Here is a 24,335-nt window from a genome sequence, read left to right on the forward strand (position 1 = left end):
ACCCAAGATCAGGCTGGGGTTGGGCGTCGCGCTGCTTTAGACTGGTGGGCGTGTCTCTAACTATCGGTATTGCCGGGCTGCCCAATGTTGGCAAGTCAACTCTTTTCAATGCTCTGACGCGCGCCACCGTTCTGGCTGCGAACTACCCATTTGCCACCATTGAACCCAATGTGGGTGTGGTACCCCTGCCGGACCCCAGGTTGCAGCAGCTAGCAGAAGTGTTCGGCTCAGAACGCCTGGTGCCAGCGACGGTCTCCTTTGTCGATATTGCAGGTATTGTGCGTGGAGCCAGCGAAGGTGAAGGGCTGGGCAACCAATTTTTGGCCAATATTCGCGAGGCCGATGCCATTTGCCAGGTGACGCGTGCCTTCACTGACCCGGACGTGATCCACGTTGATGGCAAAGTTGACCCGGCGGAAGATATTGACACTATCTCAACCGAATTGATTCTTGCTGACATGCAAACACTGGAAAAGGCGATTCCGCGCCTCGAAAAAGAGGTGCGCGGCAAGAAGACTGAGCCCATTGTGCTTGAAACAGCTCGCGAGGCGTTGGCACTGTTAGAGCAAGGACATTTGTTGAGCGGTCCAGAGGGGAAGAAACTGGACGCGGACGCAGTGAAATCCTTCCAACTGATGACTTCCAAGCCGTTCATTTACGTTTTCAACATGGATGCCGAGGGGATGGCTGACCAGGAGCGCCAAGCTGAGTTGCGTGCACTGGTTGCGCCTGCCGAGGCGATCTTCCTGGACGCACAATTCGAAGCTGAACTGGTCGAATTGGATGAAGAAGACGCTCGCGAAATGCTGGAAGATTCCGGTCAAGACGAGTCTGGGCTGGACAAACTGGCCCGCGTTGGCTTCGACACGCTGGGTTTGCAAACCTACCTCACCGCGGGTCCGAAAGAAGCGCGCGCCTGGACTATCCGCAAAGGTGACACTGCGCCGCAGGCCGCTGGGGTGATCCACACCGACTTCCAAAAAGGCTTCATCAAAGCTGAGATCGTGTCCTTCGAAGATTTGCTGCACTACGGCTCCATTGCCGAGGCGCGCGCCGCCGGTAAAGTCCGCATGGAAGGCAAAGACTACGTCATGGCCGACGGCGACGTGGTCGAGTTCCGGTTTAATGTGTAGAACCGCGTCGTTCCAACGTTCTGCGTCCAGTAAGGACCTACTGGACGGGGCAGTTACTGGAAGTTATTGGAAAGTTACTGGACGCGGAGAGTGAAGCGGCGGAGCTGCATCTTGTGGTGACGGGTGGTCGTCTGCGACGCAAGGGCAAGCGCCCAGGAGGGTCGGATGATCGGGGACTCGGTTCCGTGGAAGGAAGAGTTGCTCAAGGTTGTTGACAACATTGAGCGCCGCGCGAACCAACAGCGCTGGACAGAACGAACTGGCTTCCTTGTCGAGCGGGATGTGATGGTTGGTTCCTTCGCCGTCCGCAAGATGCTCGATACGCCAGGCAAGATCAGTGACGAGACACGCCAGGAGACCGTCTCAGTGGTCTCCCACCGCCTCGTTGGGCAGCCTCCAGACCTCTACAACCGGTTCGAGTTCTGGACGATGTTCAACGTCGAACTTGGAACGAAGGAAGAACTGAGCCTCCGAGAGTTCTGCAACCGGATCATCCACAGTCTCGTCTTCTCGTTCAGCGCGCCCGAGAACGATATCCCGCTGCTCGACGGCATCTACGTCGCATCAGACCGAAGCAGTCGCAAGTCCTTGACTTTCATCAGCGTCGAGGAACTCCTTCGCGTATTCCGCAAGGTCGGAGACGATGACGTGGTGAGCGTCATTATGCGCAGAGACGCGGAGGGGCGCATGCAGGTGATCCGAGCATCTCAGCCCAGCATCGAACCGGGAACGCGCAACTTCGCACCCTCACCAGACGAACACGGGTCGTAGTAGCTCGTCAGAGTCGCCACATCTTCCCTGTGAAGGGCTGCCCATCGCGGTCGAGCAGTTTGACGAACTCAACCTTCGAACCGATCCCAGCGTCCTTCGCAGCCTGATGAACCTTGCGCGCGAACGCCTCGCTCTTCATCACATAGACGATCTTCTTGAACTGTCTGTCCTGGGCGTAGGCGGCCATCACCTGTCTCAACTCTTTCGGAGACTTTCCTGAGATCTCCACCTCGACGGCGAACGACACAGGCTCAGCACTCGTCCTCAGGTGCTCACGGTTGATCACGAAGTCAGGGCGGTGGGTCTTGCCGGTGCCCTTGATATCCACCGGAACCCACAGCGACGGGTAGAGAGTTGCGACCTCAGACCAGGCGACTTTGCCCGCCTCGGCGGCTCTGTAGGCGTCACGGAGCACAGAGACAGCCAGCACAGCCTGGTCTGCCGAACGTTGCTTGACGACATCCATGAACGCGCGCTCGATGGCGGTCTCACTCAGAACCTCAGCCAGTTCGATCCTTCCCACAGACGAGCCGAGCGACGAAGACAAGCCAGTCAGGATCGCTTGGTTGATGCTCAGCGTGTGCTTGACGTGGATCGGGTTGATGTCCGAAGCCTTCAACGAGACGACCTCGAACGGTTCCACGTTGCCTTCATCGAGCAAGCGCTTGAGACCGTTCTTGCCCAAAGTCCAGAGCGTGCGTCCATCGAACAGCGTTGTGCCATTGACCATGTGCTGCCACTCGTTGAGACCACGAAGGCGATGTGCAGCTGAACTGTTCGTCACTCCAAGCAACTGTCCGACCTGTGCTGCGGTAGCGAAGCGACCCTTGCCAAGGAACTCGAACACGGCGATGTCACGCTCAGTGATCTTCCCTCGCTTGTATTTCAGGTTCTTCGTGCGTTTCTTGTGACCCGGCAGCACGACACCCTGCTCTTGCGCTTCACGCTCACGACGGCGCATCTCACGACGCTCCTCAGGGGTCTTCTTCCTTCTCCAAGCACTGTCGTCTCGCACCGAAGTAGTAGAGACAACGTGGTCTCCAACAGGCTCAGCAAGAGGATCATCGTCGTCCTCCAGCAACTCAGCGAGCACGTCATCCTGCTCATCGACGCCACCAGTTCCCTCACCATCAACACCTTCGTCAAGGTTCGCTATGACGTGCTTGACGGTCTTCACGCTCTCTGTCACAGCCACTGAGGCAGGCTTCGTGAAACATGTGTAGGCACCATCAGGCGTCCTCGAGGTGTCCTGACGAACCGCATCCGCAACGCGCTCAGCGGTCTGTACGTGTTCGCGCACACTTGGCGTCGCGGGCTTCACGAAGGTTCTCAAAGGCGAGCCAGAGAGCGGCGCGCCTGCCTCTGCTGACACCCCTCCAACGGCGATCTGCTCGTCGTCATCATCAAGGAACGGGTTGTAGTCGGGTCTTGGTTCGCTCTCATTCGCGGCGACGATGGTGTCCTCGTCGTCATCTAAGAATGGGTTGTAGGTGTCTGTTGTGTTCATTTTGCTGTCCTCCTGTAGCAAGCCCCCAAATAAAGGTCACTCCTAATATCAGAAAGACTGCCGAACCGTCCCGCACGCTCTGCCGCACGGTTGAACCAACGGCACAACTCGGCACGGTTCCCTAAGAGACCTTGCGAAAATGCGAACTCACAAAATATGACCTACACGGGTCCCCACCTTTGACGGCCGAGGCGAGTGAATGCCTTCATCGCATTTTTGAGAAAGCACTTGACGAACCCAAGATGTTTATGAAGTTGCCAGGTGTGCGGATCACTCTGACTGCACTGCTATCGGAACCAGCGCCACAGGCGCTCTTCTGAAAACTTGACGAAGCCTCCTTGGCGGAGGCGGGGCGGAGAGCACTCACGAGGCGCGTGCTCATACGGGCGCTCTGTCTGGGTGGTGGCTGTTGTCCATTGAAGAACAACGAAGCCCCCGAGCCAGACTATGTAACAGCCTCACCGCCTTACTAAAACTTCCTCAACTCAGACGGCGTGCCGGATGGGTGCCTTGTGGGTCTCATTACCTCGCGGGGCGCTCTCGTTCCGCGCCTACTCCCGCCATTAGTCCTGTCCTCTTTTTATTTTTTAGTGCAATTCCAACGAACTTAAATCTCCTTAAGAATTCTTTTGAAGAAATGCTTGACAAATAGGAATTATCAGCTAATGCAATTGTTGTCGGAAAGAATTCGGCATAACAACTAATAGGGCATTGCCCAGAATGGTTGGGAACAAGTGGAAAAGTTGGGCAATGTTGATATTAGTAGTGACCGTTTAGAAAGGAACGGCAAACCGATAACTCCATAGGAGGTAGTTCAAAATGACTACAAAGTTTCATGTAACAGAAGATGGAGCACGACCTTGCAAGGCTACTGTCAAGCCTTGCCCCCTTGGTGGGGAGAATATCCACTTTGCTTCACAGGAGGAAGCGCAAGCAGCCTACGAGGCGAAGATGGCTGAGGAGCACGGTGTGGTAGCCAGCCAGAAGAAGGCGACAGAGACAGACCTTGGCGCTATGGGCTGGCATGAAAGAGCGGAACTCGCGCGAAAGACGGATGACGCTGTGCTCTTAGCGCGCCTTGCAGAGGATGACGAGGAGGACGTTCGCTGGTCCGTGGCGCGGAATGAGAAGACTCCACCGGAAGTTCTCGCTGCCTTGGCAGAGGATGAATACTTCTTGGTTCCCTGTGGCGTGGCTAAGAACACGAGCACACCGGTTGAGGTGCTGGAGCGTCTCGCCAAGAGTGACGACGCAAGGTACGTGGCTGAGAACAAGAGCACACCGGTCGAGTTGCTGGAAGCGTTAGCAGGCGATGATGAGGAGGACGTGCGCGCCTCCGTGGCAGCGAATGAGAAGACTCCACCGGAAGTTCTCGCTGCCTTGGCAGAGGATGACTCCGAGGACGTGCGCTTGAAGGTTGCTGAGAACGAGCACACGCCGGTTGAGGTGCTGGAGCGTCTCGCCGGGAGTGATGATGAGGACGTGCAAGCGGCGGTAGCGAGACATCCTAACGTCACTACCGAGTTACTTGATCGTATGGCAGACAACTGTGGCGATGAAAAATACAAAATGCAGTCGGCGGTCGCTCAGAACCCCAAGACTTCGGGAGATACATTGGGAGATCTCGCGGAGAGTCCCTTTGGTGAAGTGCGCGAGGCGGCACTGAGACATCGCAATTTTCCGACAGACATCCTGTTCTCCATGCAGTTTGACGAAGATTGGGGATTTGAGCAAGACGATGTGGAGGACAGGATCATCCAGAACCTCACCGAGTACGGTCAGTGGGAGAAGAAGAATATGCAGGAACTCTTCGATGCTGCGAGAGGGGACGGCTTGGCATTCAAGACCGAAGAGGCGTTCAGAGAAGCGTATGACTACACCTACGGCGAGGGAGGGATGGGTAATCCGATGCTCGCGGCGAACATCTTTGCCGAGCCGCGCGAGAACTAACAAGACTGTCTCTCAAGTTTTTGAACTCAGCCCCTGACCAGCACGAGAACGGTCAGGGGCTGAGTTGTCTCCAGAGCATCGTGGGACGAGAACAAGCCGAACAAGTTGCCCATGTCGATATTTCTCCTCAAGTGCGGTATAGCTCGATCCGCGCTCATATACGGGAGGTAGCAGAGATGGACAGTCAAACAGTAGAGATGCCGCGCTCAGTGCGTGTAGGTGCCGCAATCGTGAGCATCATCGGAACGCTCGGGATCGCAGCGGCATCGTTCGTACTCAGTTTTTTTGCGCTCACTGACCTTGTGGTTGAGCGCTCACCGATCAACGCTCAGTACGCATGGATGTGGGCAGTAGCGCTCGATGGACTGATCGTCGTCTCGACCATCGCGCTTGTAGCAATGGTCGGCTCCAGCCTCCGTGAGCGTGCGTGGGCGCTCACCTTGCTGCTCACTGGTGTCCTTCTTTCCACGGCAGGGAACGTCGCTCACTCGGTGCTGGGCGGTCACGGGTTCATTGGATCGCTCATCGCTGCTGTTCCGCCGTTGCTGCTTGCTGCGATCACACACTTGACCGTCCAACTACTCCGTCACGCACTGGTCTCACCTGAGCGCTCAGCAGTCACGGTGAGCGTTGATCTCGTCCAGGAAGAGAGCGCTCAGGCGGTTGTGGCTACTGGTGCGATGAGCGGCGAGGGACTGGTGAGCGTTGAGCGTGCCGCTGTCGTTGAGCGCACACGAGCCGCGAGCGTTGAGCGTGAGCAGGAACTTGTGAGCGGAGAGGTGCGCGCGAGCGATGAGCGCACACCTGGTGACGAGCAGCGCTCAGTGGTCTCGTCGCGCAAGCCTCAGACAGTGAGCGCGCCTACGGGCGACTTTGAGAAGGTTCTTGCTTGGGTGAGCGCTCAGCGAGAGATGGGACAGAGCGTTACTGGCAATGAGATCGCCACACACTTCAATGTCTCGCCCGCTACTGGTCGCCGTTGGAAGACGAAGGCGTTGAAGCAGATTGAGGAAGCAGCGATCTCATTGGACGCAGCCGAGGAGATGGACACAGTTGCCGCCTGAGACTGTTCAGGAAGCCCGTAGAGCGCCTTTAAGCGCCTGACTGGTGTATCTCTTGCTCGCGTCGTCTTGAAGCCGTCAGATGGGCTTTATGGGCGTCCTTGCCGAACTTGCTGATATTGGTTGTAGAGCAGTTGCTCAGCGGACGAAGCCCGGCACAGTGATCCGCATATTTCATACAACATTTGAGAAAGAGGAGGGTGGCTATGACTACCACAACAGAGAAAGTAAGAAACACCGAGAGCGAGTGGGTTGGCACGGGAGAACTCAGCGAGAGGTTGGGGATCTCGCGTCAGGGCACGCGAAACTTGATGCGCGAGCACGGAGTCAGCGTTGTTACCGCTGCGAAGAAGTGGAGGATGCGCCGCGAGGACGCTGAGAAGTTCATCAGTGAGGTTCTCCAGATGACGAAACTCCAGTGATCCGCACATCCATCAACAGACCAGAACACTACGAAACGAGATATCCCCGTTGCCCGAGCAGGCGGCGGGGCTGTATGCTTCCCCGTGGAACTCCTAGCCCATAGGATGATGGCGGTCGTGTCGCGCGATGTGAATGAGATGGAAGAAGGTTCGATGAAGGCTCTCCTAAAGCCCTTGCAAACTCTGGTCGCCTTGTTGGTGCTCGCTGCTTTGGGTTGGGGACTCTGGTGGCTGGGCGGCAAGGCTGTGGCGTGGTTCGGGCACCTCGACACCCCGACGCGAACCGGACTACTGACGCTGTTCGGAATCTTGATGGTTCCACTCATCACTTTCGCCACACAGTTCTATCTTGGTCAGCGTCAGTCTCGAGAGCAAGCCATCCGTGACCGAAGAACTCAGTTTTACGATAAAGTCATCGAACTCTTTATGGATATCATGGGGCGAACCAAGTCAGGAGAGCCTCTAAATCCAACTGAGTATGAGGTGCGCTTCAGGAAACTCTATGCGGAGATGCTTACATACGCATCTCCTGCCTTCATTCGATCATGGAACAGATATAATCGGATAGCGAACGGTGCTCTGATGGAAGTCGCAGTTGCTCAACGAGGAGCCGAAGCGGGAGCCGAGTTGAGTACCCTCCTGTTGATGGCGGCACTCGAAGACGTGCTTGTCGAACTCCGCAAGGATCTTGGGCATCAGGTTAAGGAAGCGAACTACGGAAACCTCATCTCTGTATTCGTGACAGATCTGGATGCGACAAAGATCGCCCAGATCAAGTCTGCGAAGAAGTTCCTCGATCAGCACCAGCCAAAGTAGCCACCAAGCCCGTTCAGATCGCCCAGATCGAGCAACCGTCATCTTCCTCAAAATCGATCCTGTAACGCACCCCAAATACCGCCGCTACTACCGCACGTTTTCAGGGGGTCTTCTTGCTGTTTTGAAGAAGATTGTCGAAAAACCCACGTTTGCGATGACCAGCCCAGAACAAGCGACAACCGTCCTCAAAATCGGTCCTGGTACGCGGGGCGAGAGACAGGGCGGAAGAGGGCACAGCGGACGACAGAGCACCACCACGGGAGAGATGTGCGCACACCAGCAAGAGAAAGAAGCGCCAGAACGAACATCAACAGATGTAGAGACGACAGGCAGGACGAGCCAGCACGGAACGCCCCCAGCGACGAGCAGGACACAGGAGTGCGCGAGAACAAGCGACAGCACTCCAACAACAGGGCAGAGGTATGCGCACACCCGCCCGCGCGCGAGAACCCAAATCGAAAATTTTCCACGAAAGCGTTTATAAAGCTTTATAAAGGATCGGCTTGCTTACGCAACCCGTGCGCAAAGCGCAGCCGATCACGCAGCAGGTGACCAATGACCGATGTCAGCGACTTGTTCGGATGCGGGGGCGCTGCTCTGCGCCGCAGCCCCCCGAACCCCCATCGGCACGAGGGCATTCGCCCTCCACGCGCCACCGGCGCTTTCAGAGATGTCTTTCTCTTCAGTTGAGTAGAAAGCGCACCAGCGAGACGCCTCACCAAGAAAAGATCTACTCCGATAGAAAGAAGTGAATGTCTTCAGATCTTCCCTCAGCCTCACCAGCGAGACTGCGCACCAGTTGAACCGCAGGTGATCGCTATCAATCTCCTGAGAACTCTCATTCTTTTATTCGGAGGAAAGAACGAGCAACCAGGCGAAGTGCGGTCATCATGGTCAGAGAAAGAAGAAGACATAGAGTCAAAGCCCCTCCGGGGCGTCACGGCGAATGCCGTCGTCGGGGGGTTGAGGGGGTGCGACGATGGCACCCCTCTATAAAGCCTTTTAACACCTTCTTACATCAGCGGGCGATCAACGGGATCATTGGTCACCCACTGCCAGATCGGCTATGGGAATGCACGGCTTGCGTTAGTAAGCCGATCCTTTAAGAAGCTTTTAAAAGCGGCTTAAAGCCGTTTCTTAAAACTTAAGTATAGTCAAGCCCGCGATGGAACGCGACGACCACCCAAAAACCTTAGGTAGCGCGGGGACTTTTTCGGTTTTCAGAAGTTGCAAAAAATGGGTGCTTTTTCGAGCAACTCTACGCATGGAGAGGAGCGCCCGACAACCCCAGAGGGCACCCAAGACGAGCCACAGGGGCACGGCGGAAGGGACAGGGGCGGAGACGCGCAGACGGAGCCAGAGCAGCCACCAGAGGGCAGAGGGGCGCACAGAGCCGCACCGGCAACGACGGCGGGAGAGACGCGATAGGCAGCACGTTCCAGCGCTCCACAGCCAAAAGAGGGCAGAAGAGCCGCATCAACAGATGTAGAGACGGACGAGAGGCAAACGCCACCCAGAGGCACGCCAGCAAGCACCAGCAGCGCCAGAGCAGCAAGTGCAGCAGGAGGAGCGGAGAGAGCGACCCAGCAGCGGGGGAGAGAAGAGCAGGACCGGCAGCCTTGCTCAAGCACCCGAAATCAAGCCGCACGGAGCCAGCAAGACGGCATTTTAGCTATTGTTGATATTATTAAGTGCTATGGAGTTCTGAGCATCATCCTGATAGAACCGTTCGTTGAACGAAAGAAGATGCTCTTGCCCCGCTGGTTCGAACCATACCAGCGGGGCACCTTTTTCTTCAGGCTCAATCCTACATATTGTGTTCAGTTTCGGAAAGTGGCACCACATATAGTGTTAGGCTGCAAAACTGTTGAAGTTCCGTCATTTTCAGAACTCAATGTCTGATATTAGTTTGTGCCTTCTGCTCCATAGCACGACGGAAGGCGCGGTTGGCAAGAGCAAGCCGCAAGTTCTATCAGGAGAAGTACGAAAATGGTTCAGATAGTTTTATCCAAGACAAGCCGACAGTCGAACACAAGCACAGCAACGCTCGAAGAAGAGATTGACTACGCGGCGGTTCGCAAGGCACTCATCGCGGCACGCAAGAGGAAGGGCGCGCTTCTCGAATCCGAGCGCACTTTCCACAGGCTTTGCATCAAGCTCCTGAAGAAGGTCGTCAAGCCCCAGTGGGAGAAGTCCTTCAACCTCAACCTCAGCAACGACGCGGAGACTGCGAAGATGCTGGGCTGTACGGCGAGGCAAGCCAGGCGAGCCAGAGAGGCGCTCAGTGCTGTCGGTGTCCTGTTCGTTCCAGATTGGGCGCGGCAGAAGAAGAAGGGCGACTATCCGGTCTGGATGCTCTCCTTCGACTTCGTTACCGGCTCAGAACAGCCAGCCCCAACAACCAGCGCCAGCAAGCGCAACCGCGCGAACTCAAGGTACAACGGCACATACTGGCGCATCTACGACGAGGCGAAGCAGCACGCCCGCGACATCTACGACGAGATGGGGGTAGAGACAGTCTCGGTCACAGAGTTCATGAAGAACGTCTGGTGGAGCTTCAGCGAGATGCTCTCAGAGCGAGGCTTGACCAGGGCTGACCTGATGAAGTGAGCCGCAGGGCGGCTTTCTCGTTACTGCTTCACAGGGCGCAGCTGATCAGTTCAGCGATCTCGTCTTCGTGAAGGTCTTGGAGGAACATGCTCTGCTCGGGATCAGCAGTGAAGGTGATCCCGCCAGTGGAGGAGCTGGCATCGACGGCGAGCGTTCCGTCGTCTCGCTTGAGGACGCTCACGGGCGTCGTTGCTCCCTCTTCCCTGATGAACCGGGCTATCTCCTGTGCGGCGTACGGGCGCATCCACTCCTCCTCCTTGGCAACCTCTTCACGGGTTGTAGTCGAGGAGGCGCGGGGACACTGGCATACCTCAACTCTGACGCAGCAACTGGTCAGATACCACCGCTCTAACTATGCTATTCCTGACGCGCTAACGAGGCAAGAGGCGGCGCTCAGCCTCAAGCTGAGCGCCTGAACGGCTGACCGCCGAAACTCTCAAATCGCATCCTGGAACGCCCCCGAAAAAGAGACGGTAGAACCGCCGGTATTCGGGGGCGTTCCGTGTGTTTTCAGGAACATTTCTTCAAAACCGCTGTTCGTGGAGACTTGTCCAGGACGATGCGCAGCAGTGCTCAAAATCGATCCTGGTGCGCTGAGCGGTGACCGGCGAACACTTGGCTGATATTCCTCCCAGACGGCTACACGAGCCGTCCAGTCATAGGAGGAAGAACAATGATCATCTACAGCAACGAGAACGTCGAGATTGAAGACGACGGAACGCTCCACATCTTGAGAGACACCAGTCGAAACGACGTGCTTGCCCGCGTCAAAGCCGACAACTACGGCGGCTACATTGTCGTCCGAGCCAACGGACACTACAAGGCAGGCGAGACGGAGCAGACCCGTGTAGGAGGCAAGTCCTGGTCAGAGATCGTCAGTCTTTTGAAGAACAGCCACTGAGCCGAACCCTACTGGGGAGGTGACCACACGCCGGTTGCCTCCCCAGTTCTTGTGTCCAGGGAGAGCGCCAGTCCGTCGATCCCTGGCAGGTGGAGCCGAAACTCGCATCCAGGAGCGAACACGTCGTCAAGGTCGTCATCGTGCTCGCCGCCAGCGCTGAAGAGGTCTTCGTCAAGTTCATCCATCCCGACAGCCTGCCAGAGCGAGAGCCTCCGTGGGGTCGAGAACGGCGGGCTGTGGATAACTTGCGGTCCTATGCCGACTATAGCGGTCTGTCGTTACTCGCGATCCGGCTCGAAACGGCTCGCTCTTGCTGGACCATCTCGCCAAGAACACCAATGTTGATATTAAGTAGCGGAGGCGCATCCGAGCACCATTTCCGCTCAACATCGTCCGCGCTTCCTTCACCCACAGGAGGAAGAACAATGTTCTCAAAATTATCTACAAGCAAAAGGATCGTCGCCGGTTTCGCAGCGGCGGCAGCATTCTCACTATCACTCACAATCGCACCTGCGTATGCGGCTGACGGCGGCAACACCGGAGGAACTGGCTCATCAGTTCTCGTGCCTACCCTCGTCAGCGAGTGCGGCGTTGAAGGTCGAGTCATCCTGCCAGGAGATGCCCACTCGGCAACCACTTCCGTCGATAGCAATGACTTCTTCTACAACGCCGTTCGTTCAGGCAACACCGTCACAGTCACTTCCTACTACGCGCTGTCAGAATGGCTGACCGAGTTGGAAGATGGCTCGTGGGCGATGGTTCCACCTGCAGACCTCAACGTCGCAGACCTCTACCCAACATCCTTGGATGACCCCGACAGTGGTGTCTGGACGTTCGATGTCACCGCTACCGAGTGCGACTTCGGCAACATCGACTTCAGCACGCGCGGCTCCCTGACCATCCACAAGTATGCGGATGACGGCACCACCAGCGAGAACACCTCCGGTCACGAACTCTCAGGAAGTGACCTGCCAGGCGGTCAAGCCCTCGAAGGCGTCGAATTCACCGTCACCCCAGTCACCGGCATCGACCTGTCCGATCCTGAAGCTTGGGACGGACTGACTTACCTCACTGTTGCTCAAGCTCTTGGTGAAGAAACCGGCACACCGCTGGTCAAGGTCACCAACGCTGCTGGTGTCGCGGACTTCTCCGACCTGCCAGTCGGTGTCTATGTCGTTGAAGAGACCGGCAAGGGTGACAACCCCATCGTCTCCTCAGTTGCGCCGTTCGTCGTCACCATCCCTCGCGCGGACAGTGGCTCCTGGTTCTACGACATCCACGTCTATCCAAAGAACTCACTCGCTGAGGTAGATAAGGAAGCCATCGACGCCGGGGCTGCCGGTATCGGATCCCAGATGGCATGGACTGTGGCTGCGACCATCCCACAAGGTTCAGACGACCTCACAGCGTTCGTCTTCGAAGACAGCCTCGACAGCCGCCTGACCTACGTCAATGGCTCTGCCGTCGTGAAGGTTGGAAGCACCACCATCCCTGCAACCGCCTCAGTGAGCGGCAACAAGTTGTCCGTAGCAGTCAGCAACCCTGCTGCGTTGGAAGCCCTCCGTGGGCAAGACGCTGTGCTCTCCTTCAAGACCACCGTAACCTCGCTGGGAGCGACCGGTGTCATCGAGAACGTCGTTGACGTGTATTACAACGATCCGTCCAACAGGATCGACTCCGACCTCGTGAAGACACAGCGGGGTGCTGTCGAAATCTTGAAGCACGTTGCTGGTGATGAGGGCAAGACCCTTGCTGATGCTCAGTTCCAGGTCTTCGCCACACAAGCGGACGCCGTTGCTGGAACCAACCCAATCGCCGTTGATGGAGAGACCACCTTCACCACCAACGACAGCGGGATCGTCGTCATCGAAGGTCTCAACGTCGGAACCACCACCGACAGCCGCGACTACTGGATCAAGGAGATCAAGGCACCAGCCGGGTTCATCCTTGACGAAACACCAATCAAGGTCACTGTCACACCGTCCGGTCTGGCAGACGCGAAGGTTGTTGAAGTTGCCAACAGTCAGGTGCCAGGTGGCGACCTGCCCCAAACTGGTGCTTCTGGAACCTTGGCGCTGATCGCCGGTGCTCTCATCCTGACCGCTGGGGGAGTTGTTCTTCTCATCAGCAGCAGGAAGAAGGGTGCCGAGGAAGCCTGATAACGATGGCTGGTAAGCACAGCCGACGAGAGGCGGGTAGTCACGGAGCGGCTACCCGCCTCTGGCTTTCTTCTCTTCTCCTGTTCTTGGCGCTTCTGATGGCGCTCTACCCGAGCACCGCTCAGTGGTTCAGCGCCCGTAATCAGCATCAGCTCCTTCTCGAAGCCCGCAACCGCATCACAGAGATCGAGCCAACAGAACGCAACGCGATGCTGGAAGCCGCACACCTCTACAACCAAGACCTTGCTCGCGGGAAGATCCCCTTGACCTACGAGGAAGAACTCAACCCGCTGGGCGACGGTCAGATGGCTCGAATCCGCATACCTGTCATCGGCGTCGATCTGCCGGTCTTCCACGACACGAGCAGCCAGGTACTCAGGCGTGGTGCCGGACACGTCGCCAGCACGAGCCTGCCTGTTGGAGGCGAGAGCACACACGCGGGGATCTCTGCTCACTCAGGGCTTCCGTCAGCGACGCTCTTCACGAACCTCAGCAAGGTCAAGGAAGGCGTCACGTTCTACGTCGATGTCCTCGGCAAGACGCTTACGTACAGGGTCACCCGCATCCAGATCGTCAAGCCGGACGAAGCCGAGTACCTCTACATCGAGGACGGCAAGGATCTCGTCACCCTCATCACCTGCACACCTATCGGGATCAACACCGACCGCATCCTCGTCACAGGCGAGCGAGTGCCAGACGAACCCGAGGAAGTCGTTGAAGAACCTCTTCCGCAAGGAGCGGGCTTCCCTTGGTGGGCGTTCATCGGTGGAGCCGGAACCACAGGCATCCTCGCTGGCATACTCCTGATGGGGCGCAAGGCTCGGAGGAAGAAGGCGACACGATCAACGCCACACCGTTCCTGACCCGCTGCTACTGCCCCGCACTACTCACCCGTGGTGCGGGGCTTCTTTGTGCCCGGAACCGCCTGCAAACGGCTCTCAGAGCGGTCTTCTCAGTCCATTCGAATCTCGGGTGCTGAAAGTTCAGAAAACCGCCGTAGGGCGGCATTTTGTCAATGTCGGGAGTGTGACCAACTCGCACAAAACACCAATGTTGATATTCATGGGTGAAGGCATCGGGCAGGTGCCTCATCTACAGGAGGTAAGGCAAAATGAATACAGGAACTTTTTCAACTCGTATGGTCACACTCGCACTCACCGCCCTGGCTGTTCTCGCGGTCTTCTACTTCTTTCCGAAGATGGGCTTGAGCGCACAGGCGCAAGAGATCTCCCAACTCGGGTTGAGCCTGACCGGACAGACCCAACAGATCGCTGGCAAGCACACGGGTGACTATGCCAAGCGAGACCTGACCGCCGACCGTCGCTTCGGCTAAGGAGACAAGAACGATGAACAAGACACTCACAGCGATAGCCCTCGCGGCGTCGCTCATCATCCCAGCAGTTGCCGCGCCAAGTGCTGTTGCTGCACCAGCCGCTACCTCAACAGTCGTGAGCGCAGCGGCGAAGACTAAGACGCTCGGCAAGGTCACGGTCAAAAAGATCGGCACCAAGAAGGTCGCCTCAGGCAAGAAGGTCACGGTCAAGGCGAACGTTAAGACTTCCGGCAAGGTCAAGGTCACCAAGCGTGTGATCACGGTCAAGCAGGGCAGCAAGACACTCGCCAAGAACAAGACCTCAGCCAAGCTGAAGGCAGGAACCTACAAGGTCACCACCACCGTGAAGTACAAGGTCAAGGTGACCAAGGGTGGCAAGAGCGCCTGGAGTAAGACCAAGACGAAGAAGGTGACCCAGACGCTGAAGGTGACCGTCAAGAAGAGCGCTTCTCGTTACCACGGCGCCAACACCAAGGCTGGTCAGGCTGAGGTGCTCGCGTTCATCAACAAGGACCGCAAGAGCAGAGGCATGGCTCCGTTGAAGCGCTCGGCGTCGCTTGACGCGAACGCGAAGCAGTGGGCGGCAGGCAAGACTGTCACGTCCGCACCTGAACTCTGGACAGACGAGCATCCTGCCTTTCTCGGCGTGTGGTATTACTGCACGCCTGGCGTCTGGTTCGCTTCTGATCTCGGCTACCGTTCGCTGCTAACTGATTTCCCGAAGGTTGCGAAAAGTGCTTTCTTCAACAAGAACAGCACCCATATCGGTATGGCGACAGGAACCGACTCACAAGGTTGCCCAACGCTGTACATCACCGTCGCAACACAGAAGTAAGAACGATATTCACAGATAGGAACCACCAGATGAAAACTGGTTAAGAAGCGCGGGAGCGCACTGGAGGACAACAATCATGAACAACGTAAAGAGAGGAGTGGCAACACTTAGCACACTGCTGGTGACAGCCCTCGTGACCCTGACCGCGCCCCCGGCGGCGCTTGCCGACACTGGCGGTGGAACCGGAGGCGGTGGCGGAGAAGGAACAACTACTTCTGGCTTCGAGTGGCGCTCAGTCGCCGGAGAGAAGGGTAATGTCTATGACACCTTCTTGGAGAAGTCAGGACAGACGCAGTCCTTCGCAGAGAGCGAGATTAAGAACCGTGTCGATGGGGGGGATCGCTGTCTGCAAGAACTCCAACGTCATCTGGTGGGTGCATTCCACCCAGAGCGGCAGATGGGTCTATAACTACTCCGGTGCCACCCACGGTTCATCTTGGAACGGTTCGGGAAGCATCGAGGATCCCAAGACGACCTTCGGGCGAGCACCAACCAACTTCGAGGTAGCGACCTTCAAAGAGTGGGATGAGAGCCGCTCAGGTGGTTCTGTCATCAACTCGAGCCCTGGCTACACGATCATCTGCTCGGGCGCGAAGGTGCCGGATGACAAGACCAGCAGCGAAGTCGAGAAGGACAGCGAGGAAGTCCCCAGCGACTACACCAAGACCGCCGTGTATTCCTACTCCACCACCGTCAGCCCTGTGAAGATCGAAGGCAAGTACCCCGGCAACGGCTCCTACGAAGCCCAAGCCGCCACGGTCACCAAGACCGAGTTCGGGAAGTTGTACGACCAACTCGTCACCTCAGGGCAGACGAACACCCCTGCTCAAATCAAGACGAAAGTTGAAGCAGCTCTGGCAGCAGACGATGCCGCCACAGTCACCAGCGCGGTCACTCTCAGTGCTGCGAACAAGGCGGCGTTCGCCAAGGGTGGCGTCCTTAACGTCTCCGAGTACCGAACCAGAGGAACCATCAAGGCGTACAAGACCGATACTCAGTACAAGCAGCGCACCTGCTACTACGTCCAGAAGTGGAACGGAGCGAAGGGCGACTACGACGTGAAGGTGAAGGACACCAGCAAGGCGGGCACCACCAACGGCTGCACCGCCTGGGAGACCTACAAGACCGTGGCTGGAGTCACTGAGGTTACCCAGACTTTCCAGACCGCCGAGAACACAGGCTTCTGGCAACTCCTCTCCGTGCATTGCAACAAGGCTCAGTTCGACGCGCTCGTCAGTGCTACGGGTGCCACAGCGCTGAACTCCGGTGACAACACCAAGGCGATCTCGGCAGTGGCTCAGAGTAAGAAATACACGAGCCAGCCAACCATTCTCGACTTCGCTGACCCGAACAACACCAACGCAGCAGCGACGGCGTCCGCCTCGATGGGCTTCTACGACAAGGAGTGCCCGTTCGACTGCATAGCCTCTTCCAGCACTGCTGATGGAGCCAGTGACGCCAACGGCGCTACGAAGAACGTCGGAACCAGCGGCACCTCGAACGGCAACAAGAACGGTGCGGTCTCAGGCGGCATCAACGGCAACTCCCTGGAGTTCTTCCGCGACAACGACCCGAAGACAGTCACCCTGGATGTCTGGTATCCGAAGACCTCAGGCGTGGTCAATTACAAGGGAAACGCCTCGGCTGCGATCACCACGACCATCAGTCGCTGGGCTGAGGGAACCCCAAGCCCTACGGCAACCAGTGGCGGAAAGTTCGTGATGACAACACCTGGTGGAACGACACTCTTCACCGGCTCCAGCACCGCCACAACTCAGAAGAACTGGGACACCACGACCGCCTCCGACTCCAACTTCACGATCCTGAACGGGCTGCAGCGTGACTTCAACGTCAGAGCCTCGTGGGCATCAGAGAAGGACAAGCCTCAAGTCATCAACGTCAAGTGGGAGTACGCACCAGCCGTCTCCGCGACGTTCCCGACCACACTGGGCTTCTCGCGTACAGCTTCAGGAAACAGTGCGAAGACTGCCGACGCGACCGCCACCAGCACAGCGATCCAAGGCAAGTGCTACGCCAACTACGGGACAACAACCTCGAGCTCGACGGTCGATCTGTTCCAGCAGAACACCGGCTCGGGCACCACGAACAACCTCGAAGGCAAGATCGTCGGCGGGGTAGGAACCAACCCGAAGGACGTGGCTACCAACCTCGTCATCAACTTCGTCCGTGCGACCACCGAGTGAGGACAGTCCAGAAGGGCACTGTCTGATATTGATCTGTGTCACACCTCCTGTGGCACCGGCTGAGACCGCCTCTCAGCCTTGATGGCTCTACTGCCCTCCTGAGCCGTAGCAACGCCCCCTGCGTCATCCGCCTTCGCAGGGGCGTTTCTGCGCCTGGATCCTGCCACGGGCGGCGTGCTCCCACCGTGGTGTCGCAGCCACGAGCTAGTATTGGAATTGTCGCCCGTCTCAGATGCCAGTAGGTTCGCATCGGTTGTTTTCAAAGGAGTAGGCAGTGGTAGCAAGTCCGGCAAGTCTGGCACTCTCCGATCTGCGTGAGAAGTATGAAGCTGAGGCTGCGTCACCACAGTTCGACCGTCTTTACGACTCTGACAATGAGTTCTCGCATATGTTTGCAGTGCTCCATAAAAAACTCAATCAGCACTTCGAGGAGATCAACGGCAGGGCTGAGACGACCCGACACTACTGGGCAGATAACAGTCGCGCGATGATTGCCCTGATAAAGGAGTTAAACCAAGATCGCTACGACCTGAAGAGGGCTGGGATTGAGGTCGAACTCGATGACCGGTACCAAGAAGCGATTGAGCGGTGCGAACCTTGGCTCACTCCGAGCGGCGGCAGTCCGGTTCCAGAGGATTTCAAAAAGATCGAGATCATCAGGCACGAGCCGGTGTTCAGTATGCCCGCGACCACGATCAAGTTGAAAAAGACCGGCGAAGCGCCGAAACTTCAACTGGTGGGCGAAGGATCCTACGCGCGAGTTTTCTCCTACGTCGATCCCGACTACGGCATCAAGTTCGCACTGAAGCGGGCAAAGCCTGAGGTAAATGAGCGTGATCTCGAACGGTTCAAGAACGAGTTCAAAGTGATGAAGGAGTTGAGTTTTCCTTACGTCGTTGAGGTCTATCAATACAATGAGGAGCGCAACGAGTATCGTATGGAGTTCTGCGACGACACGCTCCGTGACTACATCAAGAAGCGCAACGCTAACCTAGCCTTCGCGTCGAGGAAGCGCATAGCGCTTCAATTCCTTTACGGAATCAACTACCTTCACGCTAAGGGTCTCCTTCACCGCGACATCAGTCTTCAGAACGTGCTTCTCAAAGTCTTCCACGACGGCGCGGTACTCGTGAAACTGTCAGACTTTGGTCTCGTCAAAGATCAGACCTCCACCTTTACTCGTACCCAGACAGAGATGCGCGGAACGATACGTGACCCGCTGCTCCACGACTTCAAGAACTACGGCGTGCTCAACGAGATGTATGCGGTGGGCTGGGTGCTCTCGTACATCTTCACGGGGAGGGAAGCGCTGAGTTCGGGCACCGACAGAGTGAGCCAGATCATTCAGAAGTGCGCGGTTCTTGACCTCAAACTGCGCTATCAGACTGTCCTTGAACTCATCACTGATGTTGAGAAACTTGAGGTAACTCCCACGGACGCACCTGCCTAGATCGGTTCAGGGCTGGGCGGTTCCACCTGTTCGGGAGCCTGTGTTGAACCGGATGCGGACGCCTTCTGATTGACGATGCCGAAGGGCACATGAACGCTCGGTACGGTATCAGCGGCGGGTTCAAGGTGTTTCCGTTGATCGTCAAAGAAGATGTGGGGGCGGAGAACTTCGAGGACCGCAGCCTTTTCGATGCCTCCAAGAAAGAAGGCGTCGTTGACTCTCAGTCCCCACGACTGGATTGTCTTGACGACACGCTCGTGGGAGGGTGCATTTCGTGCCGTCACAATTGCCACATGGACACGTCGGTTGTAGGTAGGGTCGTCCCTCCGCAAGCCCTCTTCGATGTCCTGAATCCGGTTGATGCCCCTTAGGAAATCTGTAAGACGACCTTCGTGCATCGGAGTTAGGACATTTTCGGTCTCGTTCTCGTGGAACGCTTCGAGACCGTCGCTCTGCATTATGCGTTCGGACTCGTCGTCTGCGAGCACCCCGTCAAAGTCAAACGCAATTCTGAGGTCTTTTCCTTCTGGGTCTCTTGCGGGAGCGCCGATGACCTGTCCAGCGGCAAAACCAAGGTCTATCGCTTCCCGTACATCCCCAGGGTCGCCAGAGAGGAACAGCGACATGCTCAGAGCCTTGATGAACTTGTAGGGGGAGCGCCCTTGCATGAAGATCGCACGGGTGATGGGCAGGTTGTGAGACTTGATCGACCTCATCACGCGTAGACCGGTTTCAGGGTCATTCCGCGAGAGGATGATGACTTCGACCAGCGGAGAATCGGCAGGAGCGAAGTCATTGAGCGACAGCAGGCGACGAACGAAGGGGAACGCTACTCCCGGTTCCAGTCTGTCGTCTAGGTGCTCCTCTTGATAGGCACGGTAGTCGTCCTCGCCGCGCGCACGAAACACGGCGTCGGACTCTTTGAGATCAAACAGCGCGCTGGAAGCAACGCCTACGACCAACTTGTCAGCGAGTTCGTACGACATCGGAAACCCGTCCTGTGTAGTGACCTTTGTTCGTAGCCTAGCTGGTGAGACGTGCTTCCAGCGCGCGCTTGTGCCGTGTCTCAATAATCACGAGTTGCTGAGACACGGCGTCGACCAGACGCATCTAGGGCAGTGATCCGCACACTGGCTTGATGCACCTTCTCAAAACTCATTCTCAAATGTCCGAACCTAGAGATACTCTCAGAACTAGGACATAGACGAGTAGGTGAGAATCGAGGGCAACGTGATCTACGGCTACATCAGAGTCAGCACCGCACAGCAAGCCAAGGAAGGCACGTCGCTCGCCTCCCAACGGCAAGCACTCACCGAAACGGGTGCGGAGCGTCTGTTCGAGGATGCCGGTCAGTCAGGAGCAAAGAAGAGCCGCCCCGCCCTGGACGATCTGCTCGACCATCTCCGCCCCGGCAACACGGTGGTCGTCACCAGGTTGGACCGGCTGGGGCGCTCACTCTCGCATCTGGTCAGTCTCATTGAAGACTTCACCAGCAGGAGCATCACTTTCAAGAGCCTGAGTGAAGGTATCGACTCCTCCACGAGCGCCGGAAGGTTGATGATCGGCGTGTTCGGCGCTCTGGCTGAGTTTGAACGAGACCGGATCGAGGAGCGCACCTCCGCTGGACGTGCTGCAGCTCGGGCACAAGGGCGGCTCGGCGGTCGTCCGCGTTCCCACGACGGTGCGATGGTTGCCAAGGCGAGGAAGATCCACTCCAACACGGACCTCACCTCCAAGGAGAAGGCTGCGGCACTCGGGGTCAGTGTCGCTACCTATTACCGACTGCTTCAGATGGCGGAGCCAGATCGGGTGGCTGTCTGACACCTCACTAGCGCGGAGTGGCTCAGGCGAAACATGTGTAGACGCCGATAGCCTGAGATGGTGACTACTGAACCAACCGCGCCAGCCCCACGACCGACTAAGGTCAAGCCGCTCACGAAGAAGCAAGCGGAATCCCTCACGAAGTCGATCCGTTCCAACGTTCAGGAACTGTCCGCACTCATCAAGCAAGCCCACGACGGGAAAGTCTGGGTCTCCCTTGGATACACAGGCTTCAGTGAGTGGTTCGAGAAGGAGTTCGGCTGGAAGCACTCTCGCGGGTTCCAGTTGCTCAACATTGCTGAGGTCTCCGACGAACTCTGTGACGCGGTGGCGCTCCCCGACGGCTTCAGGCTCACCGATCTCCAGACCCGCAAGATCATCTCTCTCGGGCGCTCAGGGTTCATCGAGACCTTCAAGACCGAAGCGGGTAGCGATCCACAGGAGAACGCGAAGCGGCTCCTCGACTCACTGAGCGAGAAGTCCGCCAAACAGCAGGAAGCGAAGAAGGCGGCGGAGAGCAAGAAGACTGAACCAAGGGCGAAGGCGGTACCGCCGTCGCCTGCCGACTTCAGGGTCAGCGGTGGTGTCAGGAACTCGCGTACTGGTGTCGTGCTCAGCCGGTCAGTCGGCTACCAAGCGCGTGACTTCCCAGACCCGACGATCCTCAGCCGGGAGACCCTCGAAGAAGGCGTTGCTCTCTTGGCGCGCGCGAAGCGTGACATTCAAGAACGGTTCGATGAGTTGCTGAAGGTCTCGCAGGACCGTAGCCACAACGTCTCAGAGCGGATGAAGGCTGAAGCGGCGGACGAGCAAGCGAAGGCGGATCGTGTGGGTCAGCAGGTCGAAGCACTGCTCGAAGAGATGACGGCTCAGGGGCTGTCCGAAGCCGAGAAGAACGACAAGCTGCAAGCCCTACTCAACGAGGAAGGCGTCGGCTATGTCAGCAAGTGACGAACTCTCCTATGAAGAAGCGGTTCTCCTAACCAAGAGCATCAGAGCGAACCTCGACTCGAGCGCGAGCCTCATCAAGAAGGCTGCAGACGGTAGAGCATGGGAGGCAATGGGCTATGCCAGTTTCAAGGACTGGCTGGAGAACGCGGTGGGCATCTCGCGGAGCCGCGCCTACCAGCTGCTCAACATCGCCAACCTCGAAGACGAGTTGGCTTCCCACCTTGCTCTCCCGGACTACTTCACCATCTCCGACCGCAACACACGCATGGTGATGAAGTACGGGCGGGACAGGTTCATCAAGCGGTTGGTCAAGGCCGCGACTAGTGACAAAGCAGCGAACGCCGTGCTGGTGGAGGAGACCCTCGCTGACATCCGAGGCGACCTCGAAGCCGGTGCCGCTCCCGAAATCGAGACTGACCCTGATGGCTTTGCAGAAGCCTTCTTCAACCAGTTCTCACTAACGGTCGATGACCTGCCAACGCTAGAAGAAGTTGAGTACGGGCACGAGGATGCTGTGCTGATGGGATTGAAGATGGCGCTGGAGCACATCGACCGAGCAATGAACCGCTACACCGAAGTGCTTGGGGAGGTTGAGAAGTGAGAACCGGCGACGAGGCTCAGATCGCTCTCATCCCCACCGCATCAGCCGACGAAGCCCGCTTCAAGGCTGTGAAGCCGCTATACCCGTACGTTGGCGGCAAGACGAAGATGCTAGCGTTCATCAGGAACAACATCCCTGAAAAGTTTGGCAACTACTTCGAGCCGTTCCTTGGCGGAGGCGCTGTCGCGCTGGAGATGCTGCGACGCTACCCCGACAAGGTGTTCTACCTGTCCGACTACGGCGAAGAGGTCATCACCACTTGGAAGGCTGTGCGCGACTTCCCCGAAGAGATCGTTGAAGAACTCGAAGAGCACCGCGACCGGCACAGCCGCGACTACTTCTTAAGCATCCGAGACTGGGATCGCAACGGTCTGCTCGACCTGAAGACGCAATACGAGCGTGCTGGACGAATGATCTACCTCTGCACCGTCTCGTTCGGTGGTGGCTACAAGGTGGGCAAGGACGGAAATACGAAGAACACCTTCGGCAAGGACTACTTCAGTCCGCCCATTGCCAACATCCGGCTACTCTCGGAACTTCTGAACTCACGCAAGATCGTGTTCTACAACCGCGACTTCAAGGAAGCCGAAGGGCAACTGCGCGGCGGAGACTTCATCTATCTCGACCCGCCCTACGCCACAGACTCGACCGATGCGGAGTACACGATCTCGGATCAGTACGCGAAGGCGGACGCGACACAGAACATCACCGCTCAGGTCCGCTGGCTGATGGATCTCGCCACAGACCACGGTGCGTACGCGCTCATGTCGAACACTTCAACCCCCACCACCGAACGGCTGTGGGAAGGGTGGCACTCAATCACTAAGAGCGTCGTCTGGTCGAGTGGAGGCGTAAGCAAGGACGGCACCCGCAAGACGAACAAGGAACGGATGTGGGCGAACCTGCACCTGTTCCGCGCCTTGGCTGATCAGGGGCATCCCGTTGATGAACTTGACGATACGGACATCGAGTTACAGACCATCGCTTCTGAGGTTGAGAGCGCCCACCGCGCGGCTGGGTTGGCGAAGGTTGCTGAGATCGCGGCAAAGCACAGGGGAGAAGGCTCAACCGAACGAGATCTGGAGATCGCGTCCTCCCTGGAAGCGCTGATCAACCGCCAGACGCCTGACGCTTCACGAACGACTCCGACAGAGGCGTCGGTGCATCTATGATCGGCAACTTGATCTTTGTGCTGAAGGCAGTCGATGAGGCTGCCGCCGTCTCCTCCGGTCAGTCATTCTGGGAACTTTACGGTACGTCGATCCTTACCCTGCTTGGTACCTTGCTCGGTGCGACGGTCGGGGCGTACACAACGTGGCGGACTACACGAACGGGGCTCCGAGAGACTAGAAGAGACTCGTTGCTTGGGTTGCGCCGTGAAGAGTACTTCAGCGCAATTGGCATAGTTCATCGAATGGAGCGTGCGCTTCTAGCCATGGGTTCATCTCTTTCTGGACGAGAGAACCCCAACTTGTTTGCCTCTCGTCAGCGCCGTAAGGAAGCAAAGGAGCGCGACGAGGGTGCAGCTAATGCCCTCCAAAGCCTTTTTGAAGCCAATGACGAGTTGAAGTTGGAGGTGTACCGACTGGCAGCCATCGGTAGTGCCGATGTGAGACAGAAACTCGAGTCGATATCCGAATGCGTTGATGAGTACCTGAGGACTGAGTTTGAGCGTGGAGACAACCGCTTTATCGCTCAGAACTTCAATGCCGCTATGGCAGAATACTCTCTGAGGCTCGATGCTTTTGTGACTTCTATACGATCAGATCTGAGAGTTGATGAGAGCATCGGCAAGTGACTGCCTACTATC

The 24,335-nt window shown here is 57.3% G+C and carries 24 protein-coding genes; 20 read left to right on the forward strand and 4 right to left on the reverse strand.

Annotated elements, in window-relative coordinates; genetic code table 11:
• Positions 1-50: 50 nt before the first annotated feature.
• Together ychF and G438_RS0105255 are read left to right on the forward strand one after the other, a co-directional pair.
• On the forward strand, positions 51-1,133 hold the full coding sequence (gene ychF / locus G438_RS0105250; protein WP_026460435.1) for a redox-regulated ATPase YchF: 1,083 nt from the start codon (positions 51-53) through the stop codon (positions 1,131-1,133).
• Between the two features lie 165 nt (positions 1,134-1,298).
• Positions 1,299-1,904, forward strand: a complete 606-nt coding sequence (locus G438_RS0105255) for a hypothetical protein (protein ID WP_026460436.1) — start codon at positions 1,299-1,301, stop codon at positions 1,902-1,904.
• Between the two features lie 7 nt (positions 1,905-1,911).
• Here G438_RS0105255 and G438_RS0105260 read toward each other — a convergent pair whose 3' ends face one another.
• Complete coding sequence (locus tag G438_RS0105260; protein ID WP_026460437.1) at positions 1,912-3,411, reverse strand: hypothetical protein; 1,500 nt, start codon at positions 3,409-3,411, stop codon at positions 1,912-1,914.
• Positions 3,412-4,230: 819 nt separating this feature from the next.
• Between G438_RS0105260 and G438_RS11950 the strand changes: the two genes are divergently transcribed.
• The 5 genes from G438_RS11950 to G438_RS0105300 all read left to right on the forward strand — a co-directional run bounded on the left by G438_RS11950 (position 4,231) and on the right by G438_RS0105300 (position 10,270).
• On the forward strand, positions 4,231-5,361 hold the full coding sequence (locus tag G438_RS11950; protein WP_051259328.1) for a variant leucine-rich repeat-containing protein: 1,131 nt from the start codon (positions 4,231-4,233) through the stop codon (positions 5,359-5,361).
• Positions 5,362-5,537: 176 nt separating this feature from the next.
• The gene (locus G438_RS11955) at positions 5,538-6,425 is read left to right on the forward strand and encodes a DUF2637 domain-containing protein (RefSeq protein ID WP_051259329.1); all 888 of its coding nucleotides are present in this window, start codon (positions 5,538-5,540) and stop codon (positions 6,423-6,425) included.
• Between the two features lie 203 nt (positions 6,426-6,628).
• Positions 6,629-6,844 carry a MerR family transcriptional regulator gene (locus G438_RS0105285; protein WP_026460438.1) on the forward strand — a complete coding sequence of 72 codons (216 nt, stop codon included), beginning with the start codon at positions 6,629-6,631 and terminating at the stop codon, positions 6,842-6,844.
• 117 nt (positions 6,845-6,961) lie between these two features.
• Positions 6,962-7,660 carry a hypothetical protein gene (locus tag G438_RS0105290; protein ID WP_131245789.1) on the forward strand — a complete coding sequence of 233 codons (699 nt, stop codon included), beginning with the start codon at positions 6,962-6,964 and terminating at the stop codon, positions 7,658-7,660.
• 1,989 nt (positions 7,661-9,649) lie between these two features.
• On the forward strand, positions 9,650-10,270 hold the full coding sequence (locus tag G438_RS0105300; RefSeq protein ID WP_026460441.1) for a hypothetical protein: 621 nt from the start codon (positions 9,650-9,652) through the stop codon (positions 10,268-10,270).
• Between the two features lie 28 nt (positions 10,271-10,298).
• Here G438_RS0105300 and G438_RS12475 read toward each other — a convergent pair whose 3' ends face one another.
• Positions 10,299-10,451: a hypothetical protein gene (locus G438_RS12475; RefSeq protein ID WP_165569233.1), complete on the reverse strand. Its 153-nt coding sequence runs from the start codon at positions 10,449-10,451 to the stop codon at positions 10,299-10,301.
• A gap of 492 nt (positions 10,452-10,943) precedes the next feature.
• Here G438_RS12475 and G438_RS0105310 point away from each other — a divergent pair, with 492 nt between their 5' ends.
• Positions 10,944-11,171: a hypothetical protein gene (locus G438_RS0105310; RefSeq protein WP_026460443.1), complete on the forward strand. Its 228-nt coding sequence runs from the start codon at positions 10,944-10,946 to the stop codon at positions 11,169-11,171.
• Positions 11,172-11,179: 8 nt separating this feature from the next.
• Here G438_RS0105310 and G438_RS12480 read toward each other — a convergent pair whose 3' ends face one another.
• Positions 11,180-11,356, reverse strand: coding sequence for a hypothetical protein (locus tag G438_RS12480; RefSeq protein WP_165569234.1), 177 nt, complete (start codon positions 11,354-11,356; stop codon positions 11,180-11,182).
• 240 nt (positions 11,357-11,596) lie between these two features.
• Between G438_RS12480 and G438_RS0105320 the strand changes: the two genes are divergently transcribed.
• The 7 genes from G438_RS0105320 to G438_RS0105350 all read left to right on the forward strand — a co-directional run bounded on the left by G438_RS0105320 (position 11,597) and on the right by G438_RS0105350 (position 19,152).
• Positions 11,597-13,330: a SpaH/EbpB family LPXTG-anchored major pilin gene (locus G438_RS0105320; protein WP_026460444.1), complete on the forward strand. Its 1,734-nt coding sequence runs from the start codon at positions 11,597-11,599 to the stop codon at positions 13,328-13,330.
• Between the two features lie 5 nt (positions 13,331-13,335).
• Positions 13,336-14,193: a class C sortase gene (locus tag G438_RS10955; RefSeq protein ID WP_051259330.1), complete on the forward strand. Its 858-nt coding sequence runs from the start codon at positions 13,336-13,338 to the stop codon at positions 14,191-14,193.
• A 248-nt stretch (positions 14,194-14,441) separates the two neighbouring features.
• Positions 14,442-14,663 carry a hypothetical protein gene (locus tag G438_RS0105330; RefSeq protein ID WP_131245791.1) on the forward strand — a complete coding sequence of 74 codons (222 nt, stop codon included), beginning with the start codon at positions 14,442-14,444 and terminating at the stop codon, positions 14,661-14,663.
• 13 nt (positions 14,664-14,676) lie between these two features.
• The gene (locus G438_RS11960; protein ID WP_051259331.1) at positions 14,677-15,498 is read left to right on the forward strand and encodes a CAP domain-containing protein; all 822 of its coding nucleotides are present in this window, start codon (positions 14,677-14,679) and stop codon (positions 15,496-15,498) included.
• A gap of 76 nt (positions 15,499-15,574) precedes the next feature.
• Positions 15,575-15,907 (forward strand): hypothetical protein, encoded by a 333-nt coding sequence (locus G438_RS0105340; RefSeq protein ID WP_026460446.1) that lies wholly within the window; start codon positions 15,575-15,577, stop codon positions 15,905-15,907.
• Entirely contained in the window at positions 15,873-17,702 is a 1,830-nt protein-coding gene (locus G438_RS0105345; RefSeq protein WP_026460447.1) for a hypothetical protein, read from the forward strand. Before G438_RS0105340 ends, G438_RS0105345 begins: the two co-directional genes overlap by 35 nt.
• Before the next feature lie 274 nt (positions 17,703-17,976).
• Complete coding sequence (locus G438_RS0105350; RefSeq protein ID WP_026460448.1) at positions 17,977-19,152, forward strand: protein kinase family protein; 1,176 nt, start codon at positions 17,977-17,979, stop codon at positions 19,150-19,152.
• On the opposite strand, the gene G438_RS10965 is transcribed toward G438_RS0105350, so the two are convergent.
• The gene (locus G438_RS10965; RefSeq protein WP_051259332.1) at positions 19,149-20,138 is read right to left on the reverse strand and encodes a 5'-nucleotidase; all 990 of its coding nucleotides are present in this window, start codon (positions 20,136-20,138) and stop codon (positions 19,149-19,151) included. The genes G438_RS0105350 and G438_RS10965 overlap by 4 nt on opposite strands.
• Before the next feature lie 226 nt (positions 20,139-20,364).
• On the opposite strand from G438_RS10965, the gene G438_RS0105365 reads away from it, so the two are divergent.
• From G438_RS0105365 to G438_RS0105385, 5 genes are read left to right on the forward strand one after another with little or no spacing between them, the layout of a single operon-like run.
• On the forward strand, positions 20,365-20,973 hold the full coding sequence (locus tag G438_RS0105365; RefSeq protein WP_051259333.1) for a recombinase family protein: 609 nt from the start codon (positions 20,365-20,367) through the stop codon (positions 20,971-20,973).
• A gap of 60 nt (positions 20,974-21,033) precedes the next feature.
• The gene (locus tag G438_RS0105370; RefSeq protein ID WP_131245793.1) at positions 21,034-21,924 is read left to right on the forward strand and encodes a hypothetical protein; all 891 of its coding nucleotides are present in this window, start codon (positions 21,034-21,036) and stop codon (positions 21,922-21,924) included.
• Positions 21,911-22,525, forward strand: coding sequence for a hypothetical protein (locus G438_RS0105375; protein WP_026460451.1), 615 nt, complete (start codon positions 21,911-21,913; stop codon positions 22,523-22,525). The genes G438_RS0105370 and G438_RS0105375 overlap by 14 nt, the downstream gene beginning before the upstream one ends.
• Positions 22,522-23,697: a DNA adenine methylase gene (locus tag G438_RS0105380; protein WP_026460452.1), complete on the forward strand. Its 1,176-nt coding sequence runs from the start codon at positions 22,522-22,524 to the stop codon at positions 23,695-23,697. The genes G438_RS0105375 and G438_RS0105380 overlap by 4 nt, the downstream gene beginning before the upstream one ends.
• Entirely contained in the window at positions 23,694-24,323 is a 630-nt protein-coding gene (locus G438_RS0105385; RefSeq protein WP_026460453.1) for a hypothetical protein, read from the forward strand. Before G438_RS0105380 ends, G438_RS0105385 begins: the two co-directional genes overlap by 4 nt.
• The last annotated feature ends 12 nt before the right edge of the window (positions 24,324-24,335 follow it).

The organism is Schaalia suimastitidis DSM 15538, from assembly GCF_000429105.1.
In the GTDB taxonomy this organism is placed as follows: domain Bacteria; phylum Actinomycetota; class Actinomycetes; order Actinomycetales; family Actinomycetaceae; genus Pauljensenia; species Pauljensenia suimastitidis.